This is a genomic window from Vibrio sp. 99-70-13A1 (assembly GCF_013114625.1).
In the GTDB taxonomy this organism is placed as follows: Bacteria; Pseudomonadota; Gammaproteobacteria; order Enterobacterales; family Vibrionaceae; genus Vibrio.
On the sequence record NZ_VTXD01000039.1, the window covers coordinates 1 to 19243 of the forward strand.

The 19243-nt window shown below is 41.6% G+C and carries 15 protein-coding genes; 4 read left to right on the forward strand and 11 right to left on the reverse strand.

Annotated elements, in window-relative coordinates:
• A partial coding sequence (locus F0226_RS19120) for a DUF6279 family lipoprotein (protein ID WP_171737133.1) occupies window positions 1-768 on the forward strand: 768 nt, incomplete at its 5' end.
• A gap of 127 nt (window positions 769-895) precedes the next feature.
• Here the strand turns inward: F0226_RS19120 and F0226_RS19125 are convergent.
• The 3 genes from F0226_RS19125 to F0226_RS19135 all read right to left on the reverse strand — a co-directional run bounded on the left by F0226_RS19125 (window position 896) and on the right by F0226_RS19135 (window position 3251).
• Window positions 896-1513, reverse strand: coding sequence for an exonuclease domain-containing protein (locus F0226_RS19125; protein ID WP_171737134.1), 618 nt, complete (start codon window positions 1511-1513; stop codon window positions 896-898).
• A 56-nt stretch (window positions 1514-1569) separates the two neighbouring features.
• A complete protein-coding gene (locus tag F0226_RS19130) occupies window positions 1570-1962 on the reverse strand; it encodes a PPC domain-containing DNA-binding protein (RefSeq protein ID WP_171737135.1) in 393 nt (130 codons plus the stop codon).
• Window positions 1963-2048: 86 nt separating this feature from the next.
• On the reverse strand, window positions 2049-3251 hold the full coding sequence (locus F0226_RS19135) for a DEAD/DEAH box helicase (RefSeq protein WP_171737136.1): 1203 nt from the start codon (window positions 3249-3251) through the stop codon (window positions 2049-2051).
• A gap of 277 nt (window positions 3252-3528) precedes the next feature.
• On the opposite strand from F0226_RS19135, the gene ppk2 reads away from it, so the two are divergent.
• Window positions 3529-4311, forward strand: coding sequence for a polyphosphate kinase 2 (gene ppk2, locus F0226_RS19140; RefSeq protein WP_171737137.1), 783 nt, complete (start codon window positions 3529-3531; stop codon window positions 4309-4311).
• A 190-nt stretch (window positions 4312-4501) separates the two neighbouring features.
• Here the strand turns inward: ppk2 and F0226_RS19145 are convergent, their stop codons facing one another.
• Window positions 4502-6139 (reverse strand): NAD(P)/FAD-dependent oxidoreductase, encoded by a 1638-nt coding sequence (locus F0226_RS19145; protein WP_171737138.1) that lies wholly within the window; start codon window positions 6137-6139, stop codon window positions 4502-4504.
• A gap of 244 nt (window positions 6140-6383) precedes the next feature.
• Here F0226_RS19145 and fdxA point away from each other — a divergent pair, with 244 nt between their 5' ends.
• The gene (gene fdxA, locus F0226_RS19150; RefSeq protein ID WP_171737139.1) at window positions 6384-6707 is read left to right on the forward strand and encodes a ferredoxin FdxA; all 324 of its coding nucleotides are present in this window, start codon (window positions 6384-6386) and stop codon (window positions 6705-6707) included.
• Between the two features lie 186 nt (window positions 6708-6893).
• Here fdxA and F0226_RS19155 read toward each other — a convergent pair whose 3' ends face one another.
• Window positions 6894-7349 carry a methylglyoxal synthase gene (locus F0226_RS19155; RefSeq protein WP_171737140.1) on the reverse strand — a complete coding sequence of 152 codons (456 nt, stop codon included), beginning with the start codon at window positions 7347-7349 and terminating at the stop codon, window positions 6894-6896.
• A 135-nt stretch (window positions 7350-7484) separates the two neighbouring features.
• On the reverse strand, window positions 7485-8522 hold the full coding sequence (torT, locus tag F0226_RS19160; RefSeq protein ID WP_171737141.1) for a TMAO reductase system periplasmic protein TorT: 1038 nt from the start codon (window positions 8520-8522) through the stop codon (window positions 7485-7487).
• 93 nt (window positions 8523-8615) lie between these two features.
• Between torT and torS the strand changes: the two genes are divergently transcribed.
• Window positions 8616-11606, forward strand: a complete 2991-nt coding sequence (torS, locus tag F0226_RS19165) for a TMAO reductase system sensor histidine kinase/response regulator TorS (RefSeq protein WP_171737142.1) — start codon at window positions 8616-8618, stop codon at window positions 11604-11606.
• A 266-nt stretch (window positions 11607-11872) separates the two neighbouring features.
• Here torS and F0226_RS19170 read toward each other — a convergent pair whose 3' ends face one another.
• The 5 genes from F0226_RS19170 to F0226_RS19190 form a co-directional block, all read right to left on the reverse strand.
• Window positions 11873-12061, reverse strand: coding sequence for a hypothetical protein (locus F0226_RS19170; RefSeq protein ID WP_171737143.1), 189 nt, complete (start codon window positions 12059-12061; stop codon window positions 11873-11875).
• Between the two features lie 17 nt (window positions 12062-12078).
• Window positions 12079-14433 carry a fatty acid cis/trans isomerase gene (locus F0226_RS19175; protein ID WP_171737144.1) on the reverse strand — a complete coding sequence of 785 codons (2355 nt, stop codon included), beginning with the start codon at window positions 14431-14433 and terminating at the stop codon, window positions 12079-12081.
• A 285-nt stretch (window positions 14434-14718) separates the two neighbouring features.
• Window positions 14719-16710 carry a TonB-dependent receptor gene (locus F0226_RS22775; RefSeq protein WP_171737145.1) on the reverse strand — a complete coding sequence of 664 codons (1992 nt, stop codon included), beginning with the start codon at window positions 16708-16710 and terminating at the stop codon, window positions 14719-14721.
• A 246-nt stretch (window positions 16711-16956) separates the two neighbouring features.
• Window positions 16957-18291 carry a sensor histidine kinase gene (locus tag F0226_RS19185; RefSeq protein ID WP_171737146.1) on the reverse strand — a complete coding sequence of 445 codons (1335 nt, stop codon included), beginning with the start codon at window positions 18289-18291 and terminating at the stop codon, window positions 16957-16959.
• Window positions 18288-19052, reverse strand: coding sequence for a response regulator transcription factor (locus tag F0226_RS19190; protein ID WP_171737164.1), 765 nt, complete (start codon window positions 19050-19052; stop codon window positions 18288-18290). Before F0226_RS19190 ends, F0226_RS19185 begins: the two co-directional genes overlap by 4 nt.
• Between the last annotated feature and the right edge of the window lie 191 nt (window positions 19053-19243).

Here is a 19243-nt window from a genome sequence, read left to right on the forward strand (position 1 = left end):
GTTTATAATAATGTTGATTGGTTAATTTTAGACTACCTAGAAGACTTTGTAACGTTAACCGATTCTCAAGAAAATGAACTAGAGAGCCGAATCAATCTATTACAGGAGTGGCATAAACACTCCGAGTTGCCGCTTTATATTGACCAAATATCCGAAATCCAGTCTCAAAAACAATCTGAAATTGATGCTGATTTTATTTTGAAACAACGAAAACGACTTTCTCAACATTTCAAAACTATCGTCGAAAAACTCGCGCCAGATATTTACACTTTGTCTATGCAAATGACTGAGAAACAAGATAAAGAGTTTTTAGCGGGTTTACAGGAAAAACAAAAAGAGAGAGCAAAAGAGTTCTTATTACTTTCCGAAAGTGAAACAAGAGAACGATATGAAGATCGAATCAACAAAAGCGTAGAACGCTGGTTAGGGAATATTAGTGATTCACAAGAAGAAGTGATTCAGATGTGGGGCAGAGATTTAAAAAACACGAATTCAGGTTGGTTAGACTACCAAAGTGCGATTTATGATGAAGTGTTTACACTGATGAACAATAAGTCCGATAGACATAGCTTTCAACAGACGTTGATGTCTTTGTTACTTTCTCACGAGTCTTATTATTCAGCTCAGTTGAAGGCTGATATTGACTATAATGCTCAGGTTTCAGCCAATCATTTATCAGAAATTGTGTCGTTGTCATCAGAAAAGCAATGGCGTTACTTTCAATCAGAATTAACAGATTTGAAAGATCTTGTGGCAGAACTCAATTAATCCAAGAGCCATGAATATTTGGCTAAATCAATCATTGGCATTTAACTTCCGATATTTAACCTCATTGAGATCCGTTGTGTGACTGACAATTGACGACTGGCTTAACTCAATTTTTGCATTGAACAGGTTACGCATTACGAAGCAAACGTGGCACAGCTGCCTTGCTTGTTTTGCCAAGTGTTTGCATTAATTTAAAGCTTGGTTGGTGTACTTGGTAAGTTGTGCTCATTTCATGAAGCATCGCTAACCATAGCTTTGCAGTCATTTCTGAATCGGCTAACGCTCTGTGGAATACACCATCATTATCAATGTTTAAGAAACGTACGAGATCGCCTAATTTGTGGGTTGGGGATTCTTGTACTAGCCTTCGGGCAATCAGCATTGAACAAGCAAACTCACCGCTGTAACCTTTTCCAATCAAATCTAATTCAGCATCTAAAAAGCGCTTATCAAATGAAGCATTATGAGCCACTAAGCAACCGTCTTGGATGAAATCAGCAAACTCACTCATTACCTCCTCACAACTTGGCGCCGTTCTAAGCATATTATTCGTAATGCCTGTGTAGTTCTCAATAAACCCGCTCACTCTGAACCCAGGGTTCATTAACTGCTGGAAAGTGTCTGTTACTTTTCCATCCACTAGACGAACCGCACCAATTTCAATGGCTCTATCACCCATGTTTGGTGACAATCCAGTCGTTTCGAAATCGAGGACAATGACGGTGTTTGCTAAAGGTGTGGACACAAAATGCTCCTAAGCTTAGAGGTAAATATTCAGTTAAATGTGAGGCTGAGGTGATGTTAAGTAATAACAAGCTCAGTATACCCTGTGGAAGAGTCAGGTTCTCGGGAAAACGTCAGATTGTTATAGCGGTGGATGATTAACTCTGCGGTGTGAGAAACAGTGGTACCTTCCAGTAGGTGTCCACCAATAACATGACCGTGTTCGTCGGCTGCTGAAATATGAATATGTTGATGAGATGGCGTCAGCGTGCCCATCAATGAAACGATTTCAAAAGGGGCGACTAACGTCTTCGTGAATTCAGCGTTGGCGAGGCGAATATTGAGCTTTGATACGCAACCAACACAGGAAGCGATAGAGCCTGCTTGAAGCTGGTTATCCGTCACTAGGCGTTGGATCTCTGTTTTTAAATCTTGACCTTTGGTTAGGCGAACAGCAATGGGTGTGATCATATTACTACCTAAATTAAAGGCGAAGTGGTTAATCACTTCGCCTTTCTCTTTTAACTTAAGACTTATTTATTTTTAACTTAAGAGCCCTAGTCTTGTGAGCTCTGAGCATCTCTTTTGTGTTTTGGCACAAAGTTAAGTACCGAAATTGGTACCTCTTTGCGAGGTTCAAAACCTTCAATAACGCGACGTTCAATTAAGTGACCAAGGCGTTTTTCAATGATGCACAAGTTTTTGAAGTTATCTTTTGATAAGAATGAAATCGCTTCACCAGAGGCATCAGCACGGCCAGTACGACCAATTCGATGCACATAATCATCAGCAGGGAAGGGGATGTCATAGTTCACTACTCGCGTTAGGTTATCAATATCAATACCACGCGCGGCAACACCAGTTGCAACTAGGAATTTTAAACGACCTTTTTTGAAATCCGCCAGAATTTTTTCGCGAATGGCTTGGCTTCGTCCGCTGTGGAATGCTTCTGCTTGAATACCACGCTTTTCTAGCTGAGCAACAAGTTTTGCTGCGCCATGCTTGGTTTCAATGAAGATTAGCGCTTGATCCCATTCACCATCAGTGATCATGTGGCTTAACAGTGCCGATTTACGATCTTTATCGACAGTCACTAACCATTGCTCGATATTCGCTTTAGACGCGTCTGTTTTGGCAATCGAGATCTCTTCAGCTTCACTGATCGCACTTTTCGCAAGAGCGCGAACTGGTGTCGACAAGGTTGCAGAGAACAGCAGGTTTTGGATGTCTTGTGGTAAGCGAGCAATGATCTTGTTGATGTCTTCAATAAAGCCCATATCCAACATGCGGTCAGCTTCATCCAGTACTAGCACTTCCACTTCATCAAAATGCACAGCTCTTTGACCATACATGTCGATAAGACGACCTGGTGTAGCGACAAGAATATCGACACCTTCAATCAGGCGATCCTTTTGGTGCTGATAAGAAACGCCGCCATACATTGCAAGTGATGTTAGGTTTAGGAATTTCGAATACTTGTTGATGTTCTGTTCAACTTGAATCGCAAGTTCACGTGTTGGCGTTAAGATCACCGCGCGAATGCGTTTTTTACGTTGAGTTTCACCTTTGCTGAGCATTTCTAAAATAGGCAGAACAAAGCTCGCCGTTTTACCTGTACCCGTCTGCGCTGCCGCAATGAGGTTTTTACCAGATAGAACGATAGGAATGGCTTTTTCTTGAATTGAAGTCGGTTTTTCGTAGCCTTGTTTAGTAACGGCTTTAACAATAGGGGAGCTTAATCCAAGTTTGGAAAATGGCATAGGTATCTCAACGTGTTGAATAGATGGAACTGTCTTATACGATGATAAGAAGAATGGCTGCATTCTACCATGTTGCTTTGATACCGCTAGCAATACTCGGGCTGTTCAATCAAACAAATCGATTCAATGGCCATTATGCGTCTTCTTAGCTCCCTATAATCAGAAGCCTGTTACCAAGCCATTAGATTGACTAAATTTTCAGCTTAAATACTCTCTAACCCATGCAGCACGTGCTAACCTTTTGATAGGAAAGGAGTGTTATATAGAGGATTGTTCTATGGCTAAAAATAAACTGGATAAAAAGTTCTATGAAAAAGAGCTAGAACGTTTACAGGTCGAATTGGTTAAATTACAAGAATGGGTCAAGCAAGAAGGGCTCAAAGTTATCGTGATCTTTGAGGGGCGAGACGCGGCAGGCAAAGGTGGGGTAATTAAGCGAATTACAGAAAAGCTTAACCCTCGAATTTGCCGTATTTCAGCGTTACCAGCGCCAACAGAAAAAGAAAAAACGCAGTGGTACTTTCAACGCTATGTGTCTCACCTTCCTAGTGCCGGAGAAATGGTCTTATTTGATCGCAGTTGGTATAACCGAGCCGGCGTTGAAAAAGTCATGGAGTTTTGTACCCAAGAGCAATATGAAGAGTTTCTTCGTTCTTGCCCTGAGTTCGAACGTATGTTGCAGCGTTCAGGCATTATTTTATTGAAATACTGGTTTTCTGTTTCCGATGAAGAACAAGAGAAACGCTTTTTAGAGCGTATCAACACACCGATTAAACGCTGGAAGTTTAGCCCTATGGATTTAGAGTCGCGTAACCGTTGGGCGGAGTACTCTGAAGCAAAGGATAAAATGTTTGTTTATACTGATACTAAACAGTGCCCATGGTGGGTTGTGCCATCTGATGATAAGAAAAAGGCTCGTTTAAATTGTATCAGTCATCTTCTGGAGCAAATTGAGTATCAGGATATTGCTTACCCAGACATAGAGTTGCCTGAAATCAACAAAGATGGCTACATCCGAGCGCCACTTGAAGAGCAGACATTTGTTCCTGAAAAATATTAAGTATTAGGACTAAGGTTAGAGTTAGAGGTAAGTTAAAGCGTAGATAGAACTTCTCTATCTTTTAGTTTTATCAGCTAACACTTAACAAATTTCACCTAACAAAAAATCCAGAGCTTTTAGGCTCTGGATTTTGTTTTTTCTAGATACATCTTACTGAAACTGAAACTGAAACTGAAACTGAAACTGAAACTTAAGCGGTTTTTGTTTCTTCAGCTTGAGCTTGTTCAACCATTGAAATGGCTAACGCTTCCGCAGCTTTAATTCCGTCGATACCTGCAGAAAGAATTCCGCCTGCGTAACCTGCGCCTTCACCTGCTGGGTAGAAACCTTTTAGGTTGATGCTTTGGAAGTCTTTACCACGCTTGATGCAAACTGGAGATGAAGTTCGAGTCTCTACACCCGTCAGCAAACCATCTTCAGAAGAGAAACCTTTGATTTTCTTTTCAAATGCAGGGATAGCTTCACGAATAGCTTCAATCGCGAAATCAGGCAGTGCTTTAGAAATATCAGTCAGTTTGATGCCTGGAGTAAATGAAGGAGCAACACCATTTTCTTTAATATCACTCGGATCGCGACCTTTTAAGAAATCACCGATTTTCTGAGCAGGAGCGTCGTAGTTCTCACCACCAAGTACATAAGCACCCGCTTCTAATTCACGCTGTAAGCGAATACCTGCAAGTGCGTCACCTGGGTAATCACGCTCTGGGTCGATACCAACAACAATCGCACTGTTTGCATTACGCTCTGCACGAGAGTATTGGCTCATGCCATTAGTCACAACGCGTCCTTCTTCAGACGTTGCGGCTACTACCGTACCACCAGGACACATACAGAAGCTGTAAACCGTGCGACCATTCTTACAGTGGTGAACCAGCTTATAATCAGCAGCGCCAAGAATTGGGTTACCAGCATTTTTACCGAAACGAGCTTCATCAATCATGGCTTGTTTGTGCTCAATACGGAAACCTACCGAGAAAGGTTTTGCTTCCATGTAAACACCACGGTCATTCAGCATCTCAAAAGTATCACGAGCACTGTGACCAACAGCCAACACTACGTGACGAGTTTTGATTTCTTCACCGTTTGAAAGCGTTAAACCCGTAATTTGACCGTCTTCCATATGTAAGTCATCAACACGTGTGCTAAAGCGGATTTCACCGCCAAGTGCGATAATGTTTGCACGCATTTTTTCGATCATGGTCACTAGCTTAAAAGTACCAATATGCGGCTTACTTACGAATAAAATTTCTTCCGGAGCGCCAGCTGCAACGAATTCTTCAATTACTTTACGACCGTAATGTTTCGGATCTTTTACTTGGCTGTACAGTTTACCGTCTGAGAATGTACCCGCGCCACCTTCACCAAACTGAACATTAGATTCTGTGTTTAGTGTACGTTTACGCCAGAAACCAAACGTGTCTTTAGTACGTTCACGAACTTCTTTACCGCGCTCGACAATAATTGGGTTGAAACCCATTTGAGCTAAAATCAAACCTGCAAACAAACCACATGGACCGAAGCCAATAACCACTGGACGCTCTTGTTGAACGGCAGGTGCTTTAGCGACGAATTTGTACGCCATGTCTGGTGTGATTTTTACATGAGGATCGCTGATGAATTCTTCAAGTAATGCATCTTCATTCTCAATTTCCACATCAAGAGTGTAGATCAGAAGGATTTTAGACTTTTTACGAGCATCATAGCCACGTTTAAAGATGTTATAAGACAGAACTTGCTCATCGCTAATACCAAGTTTTTTGGTAATAATTGCTTGAATTGCTTCTTGTTCGTGGTCTAGAGGAAGTTTAATTTCGGTTAAACGTATCATGCAGATGTCTCGTATTAATAGGTGTCTTAGCTTTGTGATTTCTAGCGATAAACAATTCGTTCATGCTGAAAGCAGCAAGGCTCACAATGGCGCGCATTTTACGTTAAGTTGATTTGTCTGTCATACTAAATTGGGAGTCGAGGGCAATTTGAGTGGATATTCATGCCACATAATGTTGAATTTTGCTTTGGGATGAGTATTATCCCCATTCTTTAATTTCTGACTAACTTAAGAGCTTTTCATCATGGCGTTTGTCGTAGGCGATAATTGTATACAATGTAAATACACTGATTGTGTGGCGGTATGCCCTGCTGATGCGTTTCATGAAGGTCCGAATTTCATGGTTATTAATCCAATCGAATGTATTGATTGCGGTCTATGTGTACCTGAATGTGATGCGCAAGCTATTTTCCAAGAAGACGAGTTACCAGAAGATCAAAAGATTTTTATTGAGGTAAATGCCGAGCTTGCTGAAATTTGGCCAGTACAAACTGAAGTGAAGCCAGCGATGGACGATGCAGATAAATGGAATGGTGTTGCAGATAAGTTGGCAATGCTAGAGAAGTAACCGTAATAAACGGGTTTATCATCGATAAAAAAAGCGTAGTGACGAATAGTCAGTACGCTTTTTTAGTTTTTGGGACTTACCAAGCTAATATCTTAAGAAGCTAAGAAGCTAAGAAGCTAAGAAGCTAAGAAGTTAAGAAGTTAAGAAGCTAAGAAGCGACATAAGAGAAGCCAAGAAATTAAGCCATTAAGTTCTATCGGCTAGATAGGCTTCGTAGTCTGGAATTTCAATTGAGCTTTCTTCTTCAAGCAGAGTAGAGCTGAACAAAAAGTTGGCAGTAGCACGGTTCGTTGCCACTGGGATGTTCCAAACACTGGCGATTCTAAGTAGTGCTTTTACGTCTGGGTCATGAGGAACGGCATTTAGAGGATCCCAGAAGAAGATCATCATATCGATCTTACCTTCAGAAATAAGTGCACCAAGTTGTTGGTCGCCACCCATAGGTCCGCTGATCATGCTTTTAATTGCAAGCCCAGTATCTTTACTTAGCATAGAGCCTGTTGTGCCGGTTGCGTATAAGAAGTGGCGTTGCAGTTTTTCTTTATTCTCTTTTACCCATCTTAGTAATTCCGGCTTGCAGTTATCGTGTGCGACTAAGGCTATATGCTTGTGTGCCGGCAAGGTACGAGTCGTTTTTTGCATGAATGTTCCCTAAATTATTGGTGCGTTTCTTACAATTTCAAATTGTATTGTTTTTGTTTATTTCGTTTATCGATAATTGCCAAAATTATGGCTAAAAAGTAATAGCTTAGTTAGGCTGAAACGTATATCGATCTTCTATTGGTTTACACTAAATTCTGGTCTAAAGGCAGAAGGCGATAAAGAGTCTGCGATGGTTTCTTTGTTTAGCGTGTCTGGCGTTAAAGACTCAATTTTAGGTGTTTCTTTTAACTGGTAAGGCTCTGAACGCAAATACTTAACAGCTTGAATCACGGATAAGCGACCTTGTTTTACCATTTTGTCTGTTGGGGCAAATAACACCTTATTACGTAATAATCCACGATAAATCCCATGACTCAAGTAGCTGGATATTAATCCGATATCTTGCATTTTATCGGCAGCCCTCACTTCACTTATCGCGGCTTCAATCGCTACTGCGCTGCCTACAATATATTTAATATCCGGCGTATCGATGACTTGCTGTACTAAATTTCGTTGTAGCTCTTTATCATTATCAGCCCAATAGCTTACAGCAATATTAACGTCACTAAATTCGATTGCATCATAAAAACCGGCCGCGACTGGTTTTGTTCCGCCACTGGCTTTTGGCCCCAGAAGAAGCGCAATATTCGTTTGACCAGAACCTTTAGGGTGCTTTTGAGCAAGGTATTCACCGGCTTTGTAGCCCATGACATACCAGTCCACCCCCACGACACCTTTTAAAAGCTTATTTTGTTCTTTATTTAGAGAAAGCTCGTTCACGGTGGCAAAAATAGGTGTTGTGCCTACCCAAGTATTCAAGTTGTCATAAAATACGTCTGGGGATACGGTTCCAAGTATGATGGCGTCCGCTCCCCACCGGGTACATAATTCAAGTTGCTTGGCTTGTTTCGCTTTATTTGGGTAACCACCAGCTTCTAATACTCTTAATTCAATATCCAGCTTTTCAGCTTCTGAAACCATGCCATAGTTAACGGATAGCCAGTAAGAATCTTTTAAGTGTGGATAAATCGCACAGACTTTTTCTTTGTTTGTTTCTGTTGTCGTCAGTAAAGGCGCTGCAAGTTCGGGAGATGTGGTTGAGCTAACAGCCAACACTGCCGATGGGTAAAGTATGCAAAGTAGAATAGGTAGAGCAAAACGTTTGATTAGCATGAAAAGGCCGTTTATTGGCATTGAATAAGTAAACACTGCAAAATATAGCGTATTCTGCATGGGTAAAGAAGAACGATTTAAGGTTTAAGTGATATGTTGTTAGCCTCCGCGAGTATCGGGCGAAAATTGCTCGCTTCATTTTTAGTGATGGCAATGTTGGTTCTCCTTTCTGCATTGATTGGGGTTTCCGGATTCAGTTTTGTAGCAAAAACTGAGCGTAACGTTGTGGATTCCGCTTTACCCGCCATGATAGAAGCTCGTCAGGTTTCAGAGCTGAGTACCCGTATCATTTCCTCGGTACAAACGCTTTCTAATGCGAAAAATGAGCAGCAGCGTAAAGCCGCAGGTATTGAACTATTCGGACAATTGGAGCTGCTGTTAACTCACATTAAAGAATTAGGCTCTGACTCGTTTGATTCTGAATTGCTGAGTACTTTGGAAACCAATGTTCAAAATGTAATAGATACACTTGCTCAGCTTGGGCTGTCGGTAGAGCGTAAACTCTGGCTTGTAAAAGACTTGTCTGAACGCGTTTCTGAGATGCGTTTGCTGGGAGAAGAGTTAGAACAACTTACCCGCACACAAGTATTGAACACCAGTACGATAGCGGTCGCAAACGTCACTCATATTTATGCGCTTTTAGAGTCACAGAAAATTGATAAAGCTTACCAAGCGTTAGATGCCTTAGTGGAAGTAGACCTAGACCTTTCAGAACGCTTGCACGAGTTGCATTTATTGGCGTTCAAAATGCTGAATCAAATCGAAGAAACGCAAACTGTTACGAATGTGGAACGAATTCATCAAATCCAAGCCGAATTTGAATCTAACCTCAAAATTATGATGCGCCGAGTGAGAGCCGTAGAAGACCCAACTCGCTCTGCTCAAATGTCAGAATTACTTATTAAGCTTGAGAAGCGCCAAGTCGTTTTTAATATCCTGTTAGAGCAGTATGAAAATACTCAAAAATCTGAGTTTCTCATGCGCAATACTTTAGATCTTTTTTCACAGTTGAATACAACGGTGAACAAATTGGTGGACGACTCAAACTTAAGCACCACTAAAGCAGTGGAAGAGCTCACTACAACATTGAATTATGCGCAGTGGTCTCTATCGCTGATTTCTGTTGTGGGTCTGATTATTGTCGCTTTTATCGTTTGGCGAGTGGTATATATCTCCGTGGTAAAACGCTTAACCGAATATTCTTCCGCGTTGCTCTCTATTGCCCAGGGGCGTTTGAATATCGATATTACCGTGAAAGGGAATGATGAGTTGGCTCATATGGGGGAAGCCATTATTACCGCTAGAAATACTGCACAAGCATTACAGGTCGTTGCGGTAGGGGAAGCGAAAGCTAAACGTGAATTAGAAGAGCATAAAGAGCACTTAGAAGAGTTGATCACTGAGCGAACAGTACAACTGCAAGAAACCAATAAGAAGCTCAATGTCGAAGTGATTAACCATGCTAAAGCGCGATCTTCTGCAGAGCAAGCCAGCCGCGCTAAATCAGCATTTTTAGCGACCATGAGCCATGAAATTCGAACGCCTATGAATGGGGTGCTGGGTACGGCACGTTTACTTAAAGATACGGGGCTAGACAAGTTACAGTCGGGATATGCCGATATTATCAACCGCAGCGGTAAAAACTTATTAGCGATTTTGAATGATGTGTTGGATTACTCAAAGATTGAAGCGGGTCACCTTGAAGTGCGTGTGGCGTCGTTTGATTTACACCAAATGGTTCAAGATACTTATCAATTAATGGAAGGTCGAGCGGATGAAAAAGGGCTAGATTTTAGTTACTTCATAGAAAGTGATGTTCAACAATACTGGCGAGGTGATGTCACCCGAATCAGCCAAATACTCAACAACCTTGTGGGTAACGCCATTAAGTTTACTGAATCAGGGTCGGTAGATATTTTTATCAGCTTAGATTTAGATGATGACAAAAAAGTGGTCTTTGAAGTATCTGATTCTGGCGTTGGAATTAAACCAAGCGAGCAGAAATGCTTATTTGATGCATTCTCACAAACGCAAAGTGGGCGAAATACCACTGGCGGTACTGGTTTGGGTTTAGCCATCAGCCAACGGATAATGCACGCCATGCAAGGTGAAATAGGTGTGCATTCCGAAGAAGGCGAAGGGAGTCAGTTCTGGTTTACACTTCCAATGGAGCATGGAGAAGCCATAAAAACACCGAAGACGATCATTAAGGATTCCGTGCGAGCTAAAGTACTTTTGGTCGAAGATAACCCCGTAAACCTCATTGTGGCAGAGGGCTTTTTGAAAAACTTAGGTCACGAAGTTGTGGTCGCAACAACGGGCAGCGAAGCCGAGTCAATTTTTGAAGAACAGTTATTTGATATTGCATTGGTCGATATTAATTTACCGGATTGCGATGGTACGCAGTTAATTAACAAACTGAAAGCCATTAAAGGACGTGTATTGGAAGGTGGCAATACACCACCGTCTTCAGAGCAAATATCTGATCGCATAAATTCTAGCGCATTAGAGCCGATGATGACTCCTATGATTGCTGTCTCCGCACATGTTTTTAATGAAGAAGTCGAAGAGTATTTAGCGAGTGGTTTTGATGGATTCCTTCCTAAGCCCCTAGAAAAAGAAGCGTTGGAGAATCTTATTATCGCTCAGTTAGGTGGCAAAGCTTTATTGCTTCCACAAACTATTCAAGATGTTGACTCAGCACCTGGAGAAATCGATACGGCAGGAGATAACGTGACGTATTCAAAGGATTCTATGGCGATTATTAATCCAGAAGTCATTCAAGGTGATCTGGCAGTATTAGGGCAAGATCAGATCTCTCATATTATTCAGCTATTTGATCAAAGTAGCGAAGAGGTGTTAGAGAGTCTACGAACTGCCGCTCAAGGTAAAGATTCGGCAGAAATTAAATCACTGGCACATAAACTTAAAGGTTCAGCAGGCAGCTTAGGCTTACTCAGGTTGTTTTCTATTTGCCGAGATATAGAGGCAGGTGATTCGCCTTTGGAGGAATATGAGAAACAGTATAAGGAACTTGAGGCGGTAGTGGATGCTTCATCTCGTGAATTGAAAAATCACATTTAGTTTTGCTAATCCGTTATGGACCATTAACACGAGGAACCATAAACGCGAGGAATTTTTAACTCGATGAATTTATAATATGATAAATCAATAGCTCAATGAGCCAGTAACGCTATGAATTAATAAAACAATGAGCCTATAAAAAGCCCCAGCACGTATTGCTCTGGGGCTTTTTGTATATAACGACGGTGAGCTTATAGTGAGGCTGCAATATCTAAAATCACCATAACCTCTATCACTACGTATCAAACGAGTAGCAAGTATCCAGACTAGTACCACTTATCAGAAGTGAACATGGACGAGTCCGCCCCATTCGGGTCGTCATCAAAAGGGTGTTCAGCTTTTCCTCTTAATAACTCTATCTGATTTTCTAGTAAGTTAACGGTGTCGTAATCGCCTTCAGAAAAAGCGATATAAATTTGCTGTTCTAGAGCTTCGATGTGTTCTCTACTTCTCATAGGATCCTCCCGTGAGTCTATCGATTCTCAAAACGATTGTAGTCCAATAATCCGAACTCGATCGGCTGATCGTCTTGATACCAGCGATGAACACGGTCACTGAATGGCCAGAATGCTTCTGAGCTGCGGCGAATTGCAAATTTATCCAATAACTTAACGTAATCTTCTTCTGTAGAAATATTTTTTAATGAATTCACCAATATTGGTATATCCGCTTCTACAAGTGATAAGTAAGCGGCAGGGTAACTGCCCACCACACCTCGAACTAAGGTTAAGTCATCGTTCGCGTAATCTCGGTTCCCTTCTTCATCGAATAAGCTTGAGATATTACTGTGCGCGTTATTGTGTATCAGGGTGAACAGTTGATCACCGCCTTGTTTACCTTCGATCATTATCATCATGAGTTGAGGGACTTGGCGAAGGCCTTCCCCTTTGATCTCGTTGATTGACTGTAATTGCTTTTCCATTTCAGCGCTAAACCCAGTATTCACTATGTCATAACGATCAGACAGTACAGGTTCTAGTTTTTCCCTTATCATGCCGTATAGCTCTGATTTGTGATCATCTGTCGAGTACTTAACACTGGTCGGTTGATCGAAAGGAGCGATATTGCGTTGTAAGAAATGACTCAACTGAGGGCTTTGATCTTTGTACCAACTTGAATGTTCGATATGTCTAACGTCTTTAGGCAATAGGGTTAAGAAGTTACTTTCACCTTCTAATCGAAGAAAGTCCATAAACATGCGGGTGATCAGTTGGTGACCAAAGTTGCCATAAACGTCAAAGCCTGCAACCAATAAATAATGAATACGTTCCAGAAGTGCATAGTCTAGTACCCAAGCGGTTTTGGGTTGACTACCCACTAATCCTTGGACGACCGATGCACTATCGAAGTGTCGAAATACCGTTAATGCAGCATTGGCATTCGTGCCGTTACCTGTCCAAATGATATCGGTGTTTAGGCCATCTCCATCTTTAAACCATTTGTTTGAAAATTCTGATTTAGCGTCTAAATAGCGGGCTTGTTGAGCGGCGTACTTCACCCAATTGGTGGCAGGAACGGTATTACTTTCTAGCTCGCTTGGTAGCTTTAGATTCTCTATTTGATTGGCATAAAATTCATTGATTTCAGGTAAATCGGCTTTTTCAGGATCAACAAATACTACCCAGAATCGGTCATTAATGACGTTCAACGCAAGTTGCCCACGACATACTGGCCCTTTAATGAATGCCATTATTGTGTTTTGCGCATTATCCAGCATAAAGTTGAAGCGAGATTTAACTGGAATAGCTTCAAAGGATGTCATCGGGTTTGCGGATACATCAATGTTGTAGCTAGGTAATTGATCGACGCTGTAGGAAGCATCAATAAACCATTTTTTCCAGTTGTCTATACGTAATGAATTAAGGGCGAAAGGCATATGGGTTTTATCAACAATCGTGCCTTGCTCTGGAATTATTCGGTAATAGACACGCTCAACTTTCGGGTCATCATAAGGACGTCGTGTTGAGATTCGTTCTACTGGTTCACCCGGTGGAGTCGCTGATCTCACTAGGCTAAAGAAACGGGTTGGTGTATTAAGCTCAGAGAAGTACAGGTGTGAAAGAAACAGGTGTTCGTAGATGTAGCGAGCAGCCAGTTGGTTTTTATTGTCGTTGTGGTTAAGCCATTGCTCGTATTTGGCAATGCCTTGCAGCTCACTTGTATTTAATGGCATTGGATCATTCATGGTTGCACCATTTTCCAACCAAGCCATTAAGGTATCGTATTCAGAATGTTCTAAGTTAGGCATACCGTAAGGCATGCCCCAGGTTGGGTAGTTCTTCTCGTATTGGGCAAACTCTTCAATGGTTGGGCACTGCTGCTGCCTATCTGTTGCGAAATCAAATCCTTCAAGTTGTGTTTCATCTGGCAGTGGGTGATTTTCTTTTTGAACCAACATACGCGCAACTAATCCTGCATCTAAGTTAGCAGAGGCAATTTGTGCGCGTTCATTCAAAATTGGGTGGAAATCGGCATCGCGCCATTCTTGTGTTGAAGTTGCATCTTCAAACAATCGTGATGGTGTCGACGCGCTTAAACGTGTCCCTTGATAAACCAGTGTTTTGCTTGCTCCACGGTCAATTCCTTCAACAGATGACATTTTTAACTGACAAGGCGCGTCATAGCAGGCGTGGCAAACCACACATCGTTTATCAATAATAGGTTTCACTTCATTGATAAAGTGCTGTGCTTGTACTGAAACGAAAGGCGCGGTGCGCTCGCGGACTTCTGGCTTACCGAAAAGCTCATTAAAATTAAGCCCAGTGTAAACAGCACAACCAGAGAAAAGGCTGATAACCGTAAGTAAGAGGATTTTTTGTAGATTCATACGAGATATTTATAGATTTAATTTTATCTAAGTATATCTCAAATCACTGATAATTCTCGAATCGTAAATATGAGTGGGTAACAAAGTGACGTGATTTTGTTTTTTAGTGTAGTAGTCAGCCTACTTTAAATCAGACCTTGTATTGGTTAGTGATGGGATTTTGCTTTGCCAGTCTATTAGGGTTTGGTCTGATAGTAATAGGGCGCTGGCTGGTTTGAAATGAAAAAGAACAGCTTAACTGTTAGAAAAGCTGTTCTTTATTTTTAGACTCACACAGACGTTAAACTAGAATGCGTAGCTAACGTTGAAGCGGAAATCTCGACCTGCGTTTGCGTATCCTTTCGCGACTTCACTGCCGATAAATTGGCTGTATGATGCGTGATCATAGTAGTACTTATCGAATACGTTTTTGACTGTTAGTGTAAGAATCAGCTCTTCATCACTGATTGGTAGCCACTGTGCGTATAGATCATGTACGCCATAACCTGGTTTTTCAGGGTTGACTGCTGGGTCAGCAACATCCGTTAAACGTTCAACAAATTTAGCATTCCAACCAAACTCTAGGTCATGCGTTGGTGTATAGGCTATGTCCGCTACCCAAGTGTCTCCGACAGACGTACCAATATTCATATCATTATCTGAAAGTGGAACATCATTTAACTCTGGACGAGACTGGCTGTAGCTTAAGCGTGCGGATATATCTTCAAGTGAATAGCCTAGATAAGCTGTTGCACCTTTGTTTTCTAAGTCACCGATATTGGTGATGGTGCTCCCTTCATTTCCGACTACATCTTCAATTTTGCTGTAGAAGAATGTTACGCCAGCGACGAAGTTCTGGTACTGGTATTTTGCCCCTAGCTCGGTGTTGTGAGCCGTTTCTTCTTTACGGTTTGGATCATTGACTTTGTAGTCTACAACGTACAGTTCTTTGATTTGTGGACCTCGAATCGCCTGTGCGTAGCTAGCAAAAAGACTTAGGTCATTTGTGGCTTTGAAATCAAGACCAACGTTCGGGCTGAAACCGCTAGCATCTAGTTCTAGAGCATGGCTGTCTTTCAGTTCATACCAGTCATAGCGGGCACCTGCAGTAAGCGTTAGAGCTTGAGTTAAATGCCAATCATCTTGAATGAATAGTCCAAACACTGTGCCTTTATCTTCTGCTTTGCCTGTACCAGAGCCAGTTGAGAGCTCCGCTACGTCTTGTTTGTAGTCAGCACCGAAGATAAGTGTGTTGCTTGAAAAGTTAGCCGTATTGCTGATTTTAGCTCCATAAGTATTTATTGAGCCATCTGTCGTGCCCCAGCGAGGGTGATCTTTATGAGCCAGTCGGTTATCAGTTTTGTAAAGCGTTGAATCGATATTGATTTTTTCTCCACCGCGGTAACTGTGGTTGAGCGTAATGGTTTGACGGTCAGCTTCTTGGTTTAACGATTCATTTTTAAAGCTCGGTTGGAAGTGAGGTCTGTTTAGGCGGCGACCATTGTCTTCGCGGTAGTCATAGCTGATTGAAGCGTATTGGGTATCTGTTAACTGACCAGACAGTTTCAACAATGCAATTTTTTGTTCAAGTGCCGTGTAGGGCTGCTCGTATCCTTTACCGTCTTCAATATCTTCGCCGTCAACGTAACTGAATGAAGCAAGTAAACCAATGTCTTCCGCTACTTCACCAAATAGGCTGGCTGTGCCTTTATAGCCGTTGTTGTTTGTGTAGTAACCTGCTTTAACTTGTGCTCCGAATTTGTCACCAGGGTGAAGTAAATCATGTGCATCTTTTGTTTCAAAGCGTATCGCACCACCTAACGCTCCCGGTCCATTGGTTGCTCTGCCTGCACCTGCGGCAACTTCTACTTGTTTAAGAAGTTCAGGTTCAATAGAAAGTCGACCTTGGTGGTGGAATAAGCTACCTGATTGTTCTGCACCATCAATGGAAATATTCAGCATGGTGTCTTCAAGACCACGCACATAAATCTTTTGAGAAACACCAGAAGAACCACCCACGCTGATCTCAGATTCTTGGCGGAAAATGTCATTGAGATCTTGAGCTTGTCGCTTATCTAAATCATCAATCGAAATATTGATTTCAGAAGAACGGGAGCGTTGTCCTAGGACTTCGACTACTTCAACGTCTTGCGAGTTAGCTGTTTGTTCATAGCTTGATGCATGTTCATGACCAGCAGTTTGTTCGTTCGCTGTAGATTGGGCAGCAACACTGAATTGAGGGGCAAGTAATAAAGCACTTGCGATAGGGCTTAGTTTAAATACGGTTTGAAAATTCACCGCAACCTCCGATGTTAATGAGAATTATTATCGGTGGATTTTGGTGATTTATAGGTATCGAGTAAATCAATTTTACAAATGTTACATATGCGCGAAGCTTATGATTGAAAAAGGCTCAGCAAGAGCGAGCTGAGCCTTATATTATGAGATATGAGATATGAGATATGAGATATGAGATATGAGATATGAGATATGAGATAGCCAGTAGTGACCTTTGGTTATTTCTATTATCGGTTAGCCGTTTTATTAACTTGGAAGTACTACGGTGATACACAGCCCTTTATTTGGGGCATTTTTAGCGGTGACAGTGCCATGTACCGCTTCTATGTGCCGTTTAGCAAGCGCTAAGCCTACACCAAACCCTTTTCTGGTTCCTACTTGGGTAGGCGTTTTAAAGAAAGGCGTAAAGATCTTTTCATAGAAAATAGGCTCAATACCAGGTCCACTGTCAGTGAAAGTAACTTGTGCTTTTTTCCCTACTTTTTGGATGTTGACAGTCAATACTTCACCTTCAGGAGTATAACGTAAGCCATTACGCAGGATGTTTTCAAATGCTTGCCCTAATGCTCTCTGATTTGAATAGGAAAGGTGGAGGTGGTCTGCAGACTGAACATCAATGGTTCTATCTGGGTATTCAAATGAAGCATCATCAATAATTGCATCGATGAGCTCAGTTAGGTCAAATGAGTCTTGCCTTAAGTCGGGTCGCTCGTTTTCAATCCACGCTAAAGTGAGCGTATCTTCAGCAAGCATTCGCATATTTTGAGTTTCGTTTTTTATACGCTCAAGCATAAGATCGGGCTTGATGCTTTGATCGATGCAATCCAGTGCCATTTCAACTCTTGCGATTGGCGTTCGAATCTCATGAGACATATCCGATAGCAGGTTTCGATTATGTTCAATGATATTAGAAGTTCGCTCTGCCATATGATCAAATGTCTTTGCAACTAGGCTGATCTCATCTGATCCTAAAACGAGGTGATCACTAATTCGTGCATTAAAGTTACCTTTACTGAACTCCTGTGTTGCACGGTGGAAGTGCTGCAAAGGGCGCATAACATAGCGATATAAATAGATGGTTAATGCAAGAAGGGCTGTAAAGGGAATAATGATGCGAAACAGCCAGAAAGCGTGTGACATATAAGTGCCAGGGCGCATTCTGTCAGGTAGTAGGATGAGGAAGTGGTGATCTCGAGGGGTGAGGGCGATTTCCATTATGGGGTTATTGGGGAAGTTTAAGTGTATTTTCCATTCCACATTACGGCCAATGCCATAGCCTTCCCAAAACCGTTCGCTGAGAGGGTTCCCAGCAAGAACTTGAATATCCGATTGAACAACCGTGACCCAGGTATTCTCGGTTTCAGAGAGTTGGTTGACCCAAGTATCTAGTTCCCCTAATTGTCTCTTTTCAATATATTGCTGAGCGGTGTCTCCCCAACTTAGTAGTTCTTGCTGGTGGGATTCCTTTAGGTAGCTCATTTTCTCATTTGAGAGAATAGCAGCGCTATGCAGTAAAGAAAAAAAGATCACTACTCCAAAAGATAAAACGATAAACAAACGCCAAAACAGTAGCTTCTTCATTTCAGGATGTACCCTTTACCGTGAACGGTTTGAATGCGATCTGTTGCCATCCCCTCTGCGATTAGACGCTTGCGAACACGGCTTAAATGCATATCTAGGCTACGGTCGTATTGGCTGAAATTTCTTTCGAGTACCGCTTGATATAAATAGGGTTTGGTTTGAACCGAGCCAGCATTTTGCATAAGTACCCATAACAATTTGAATTGTATAGGGGTAAATTGAATCGGCTTGTCAGGTGCATTAACTTGAGCACTATTGATTTCGACAGTTTGCTCTAGCCTGTTTAATTCCAGTTCTTGGTAACGCAAAATATTTAGGGAACTTGGTTGAGGTGTTGGTTGGGTTCTTCTCAATACCGCTTCAATTCTTAAGCTGATTTCAGTAAAGCTACAAGGTTTAGAAATATAATCATCAGCTCCGGATTGAAAGCCTCTTATACGATGTTCTTCAGCACCATGTGCAGTCAGGATAATGACCGGGGTTTTAGCATTTGCATTGATAAAATTTAATAAACTGAAACCATCAATATTAGGCACATCCACATCAAGTAAAACTAAATCGTACTGGGAGTGCTGCAGATGTTCTAGGGCTTGTGAACCACAGGTAACGCTCGTCACTTTGTATTGTTTTGCCCTAAGTAAATCTGTGAGTTGCTCATTTAGTGTGATGTCATCTTCAACCACAAGTAATGATAGGGGATTGGCAGTAGAAGCGATTTGAGCAGAAATTTCGGATGAGGCAAAACCATTAGTGAGGAACATGTATTCTTTGAATTTATTGATAATGGTTTTCATTATCAATAAAAGTGATGAAAAATGCAATCAAGGATAAAATAGAAACAACAAGAAAGGTGACCGTATCACTTTTGGTTGGCTAACTTGTATATCAGATAAAAATTGATGAAAGCGATTGAGTTAGCTCTCATTAAGAGAAAGTATTGTAAGGAATGTTC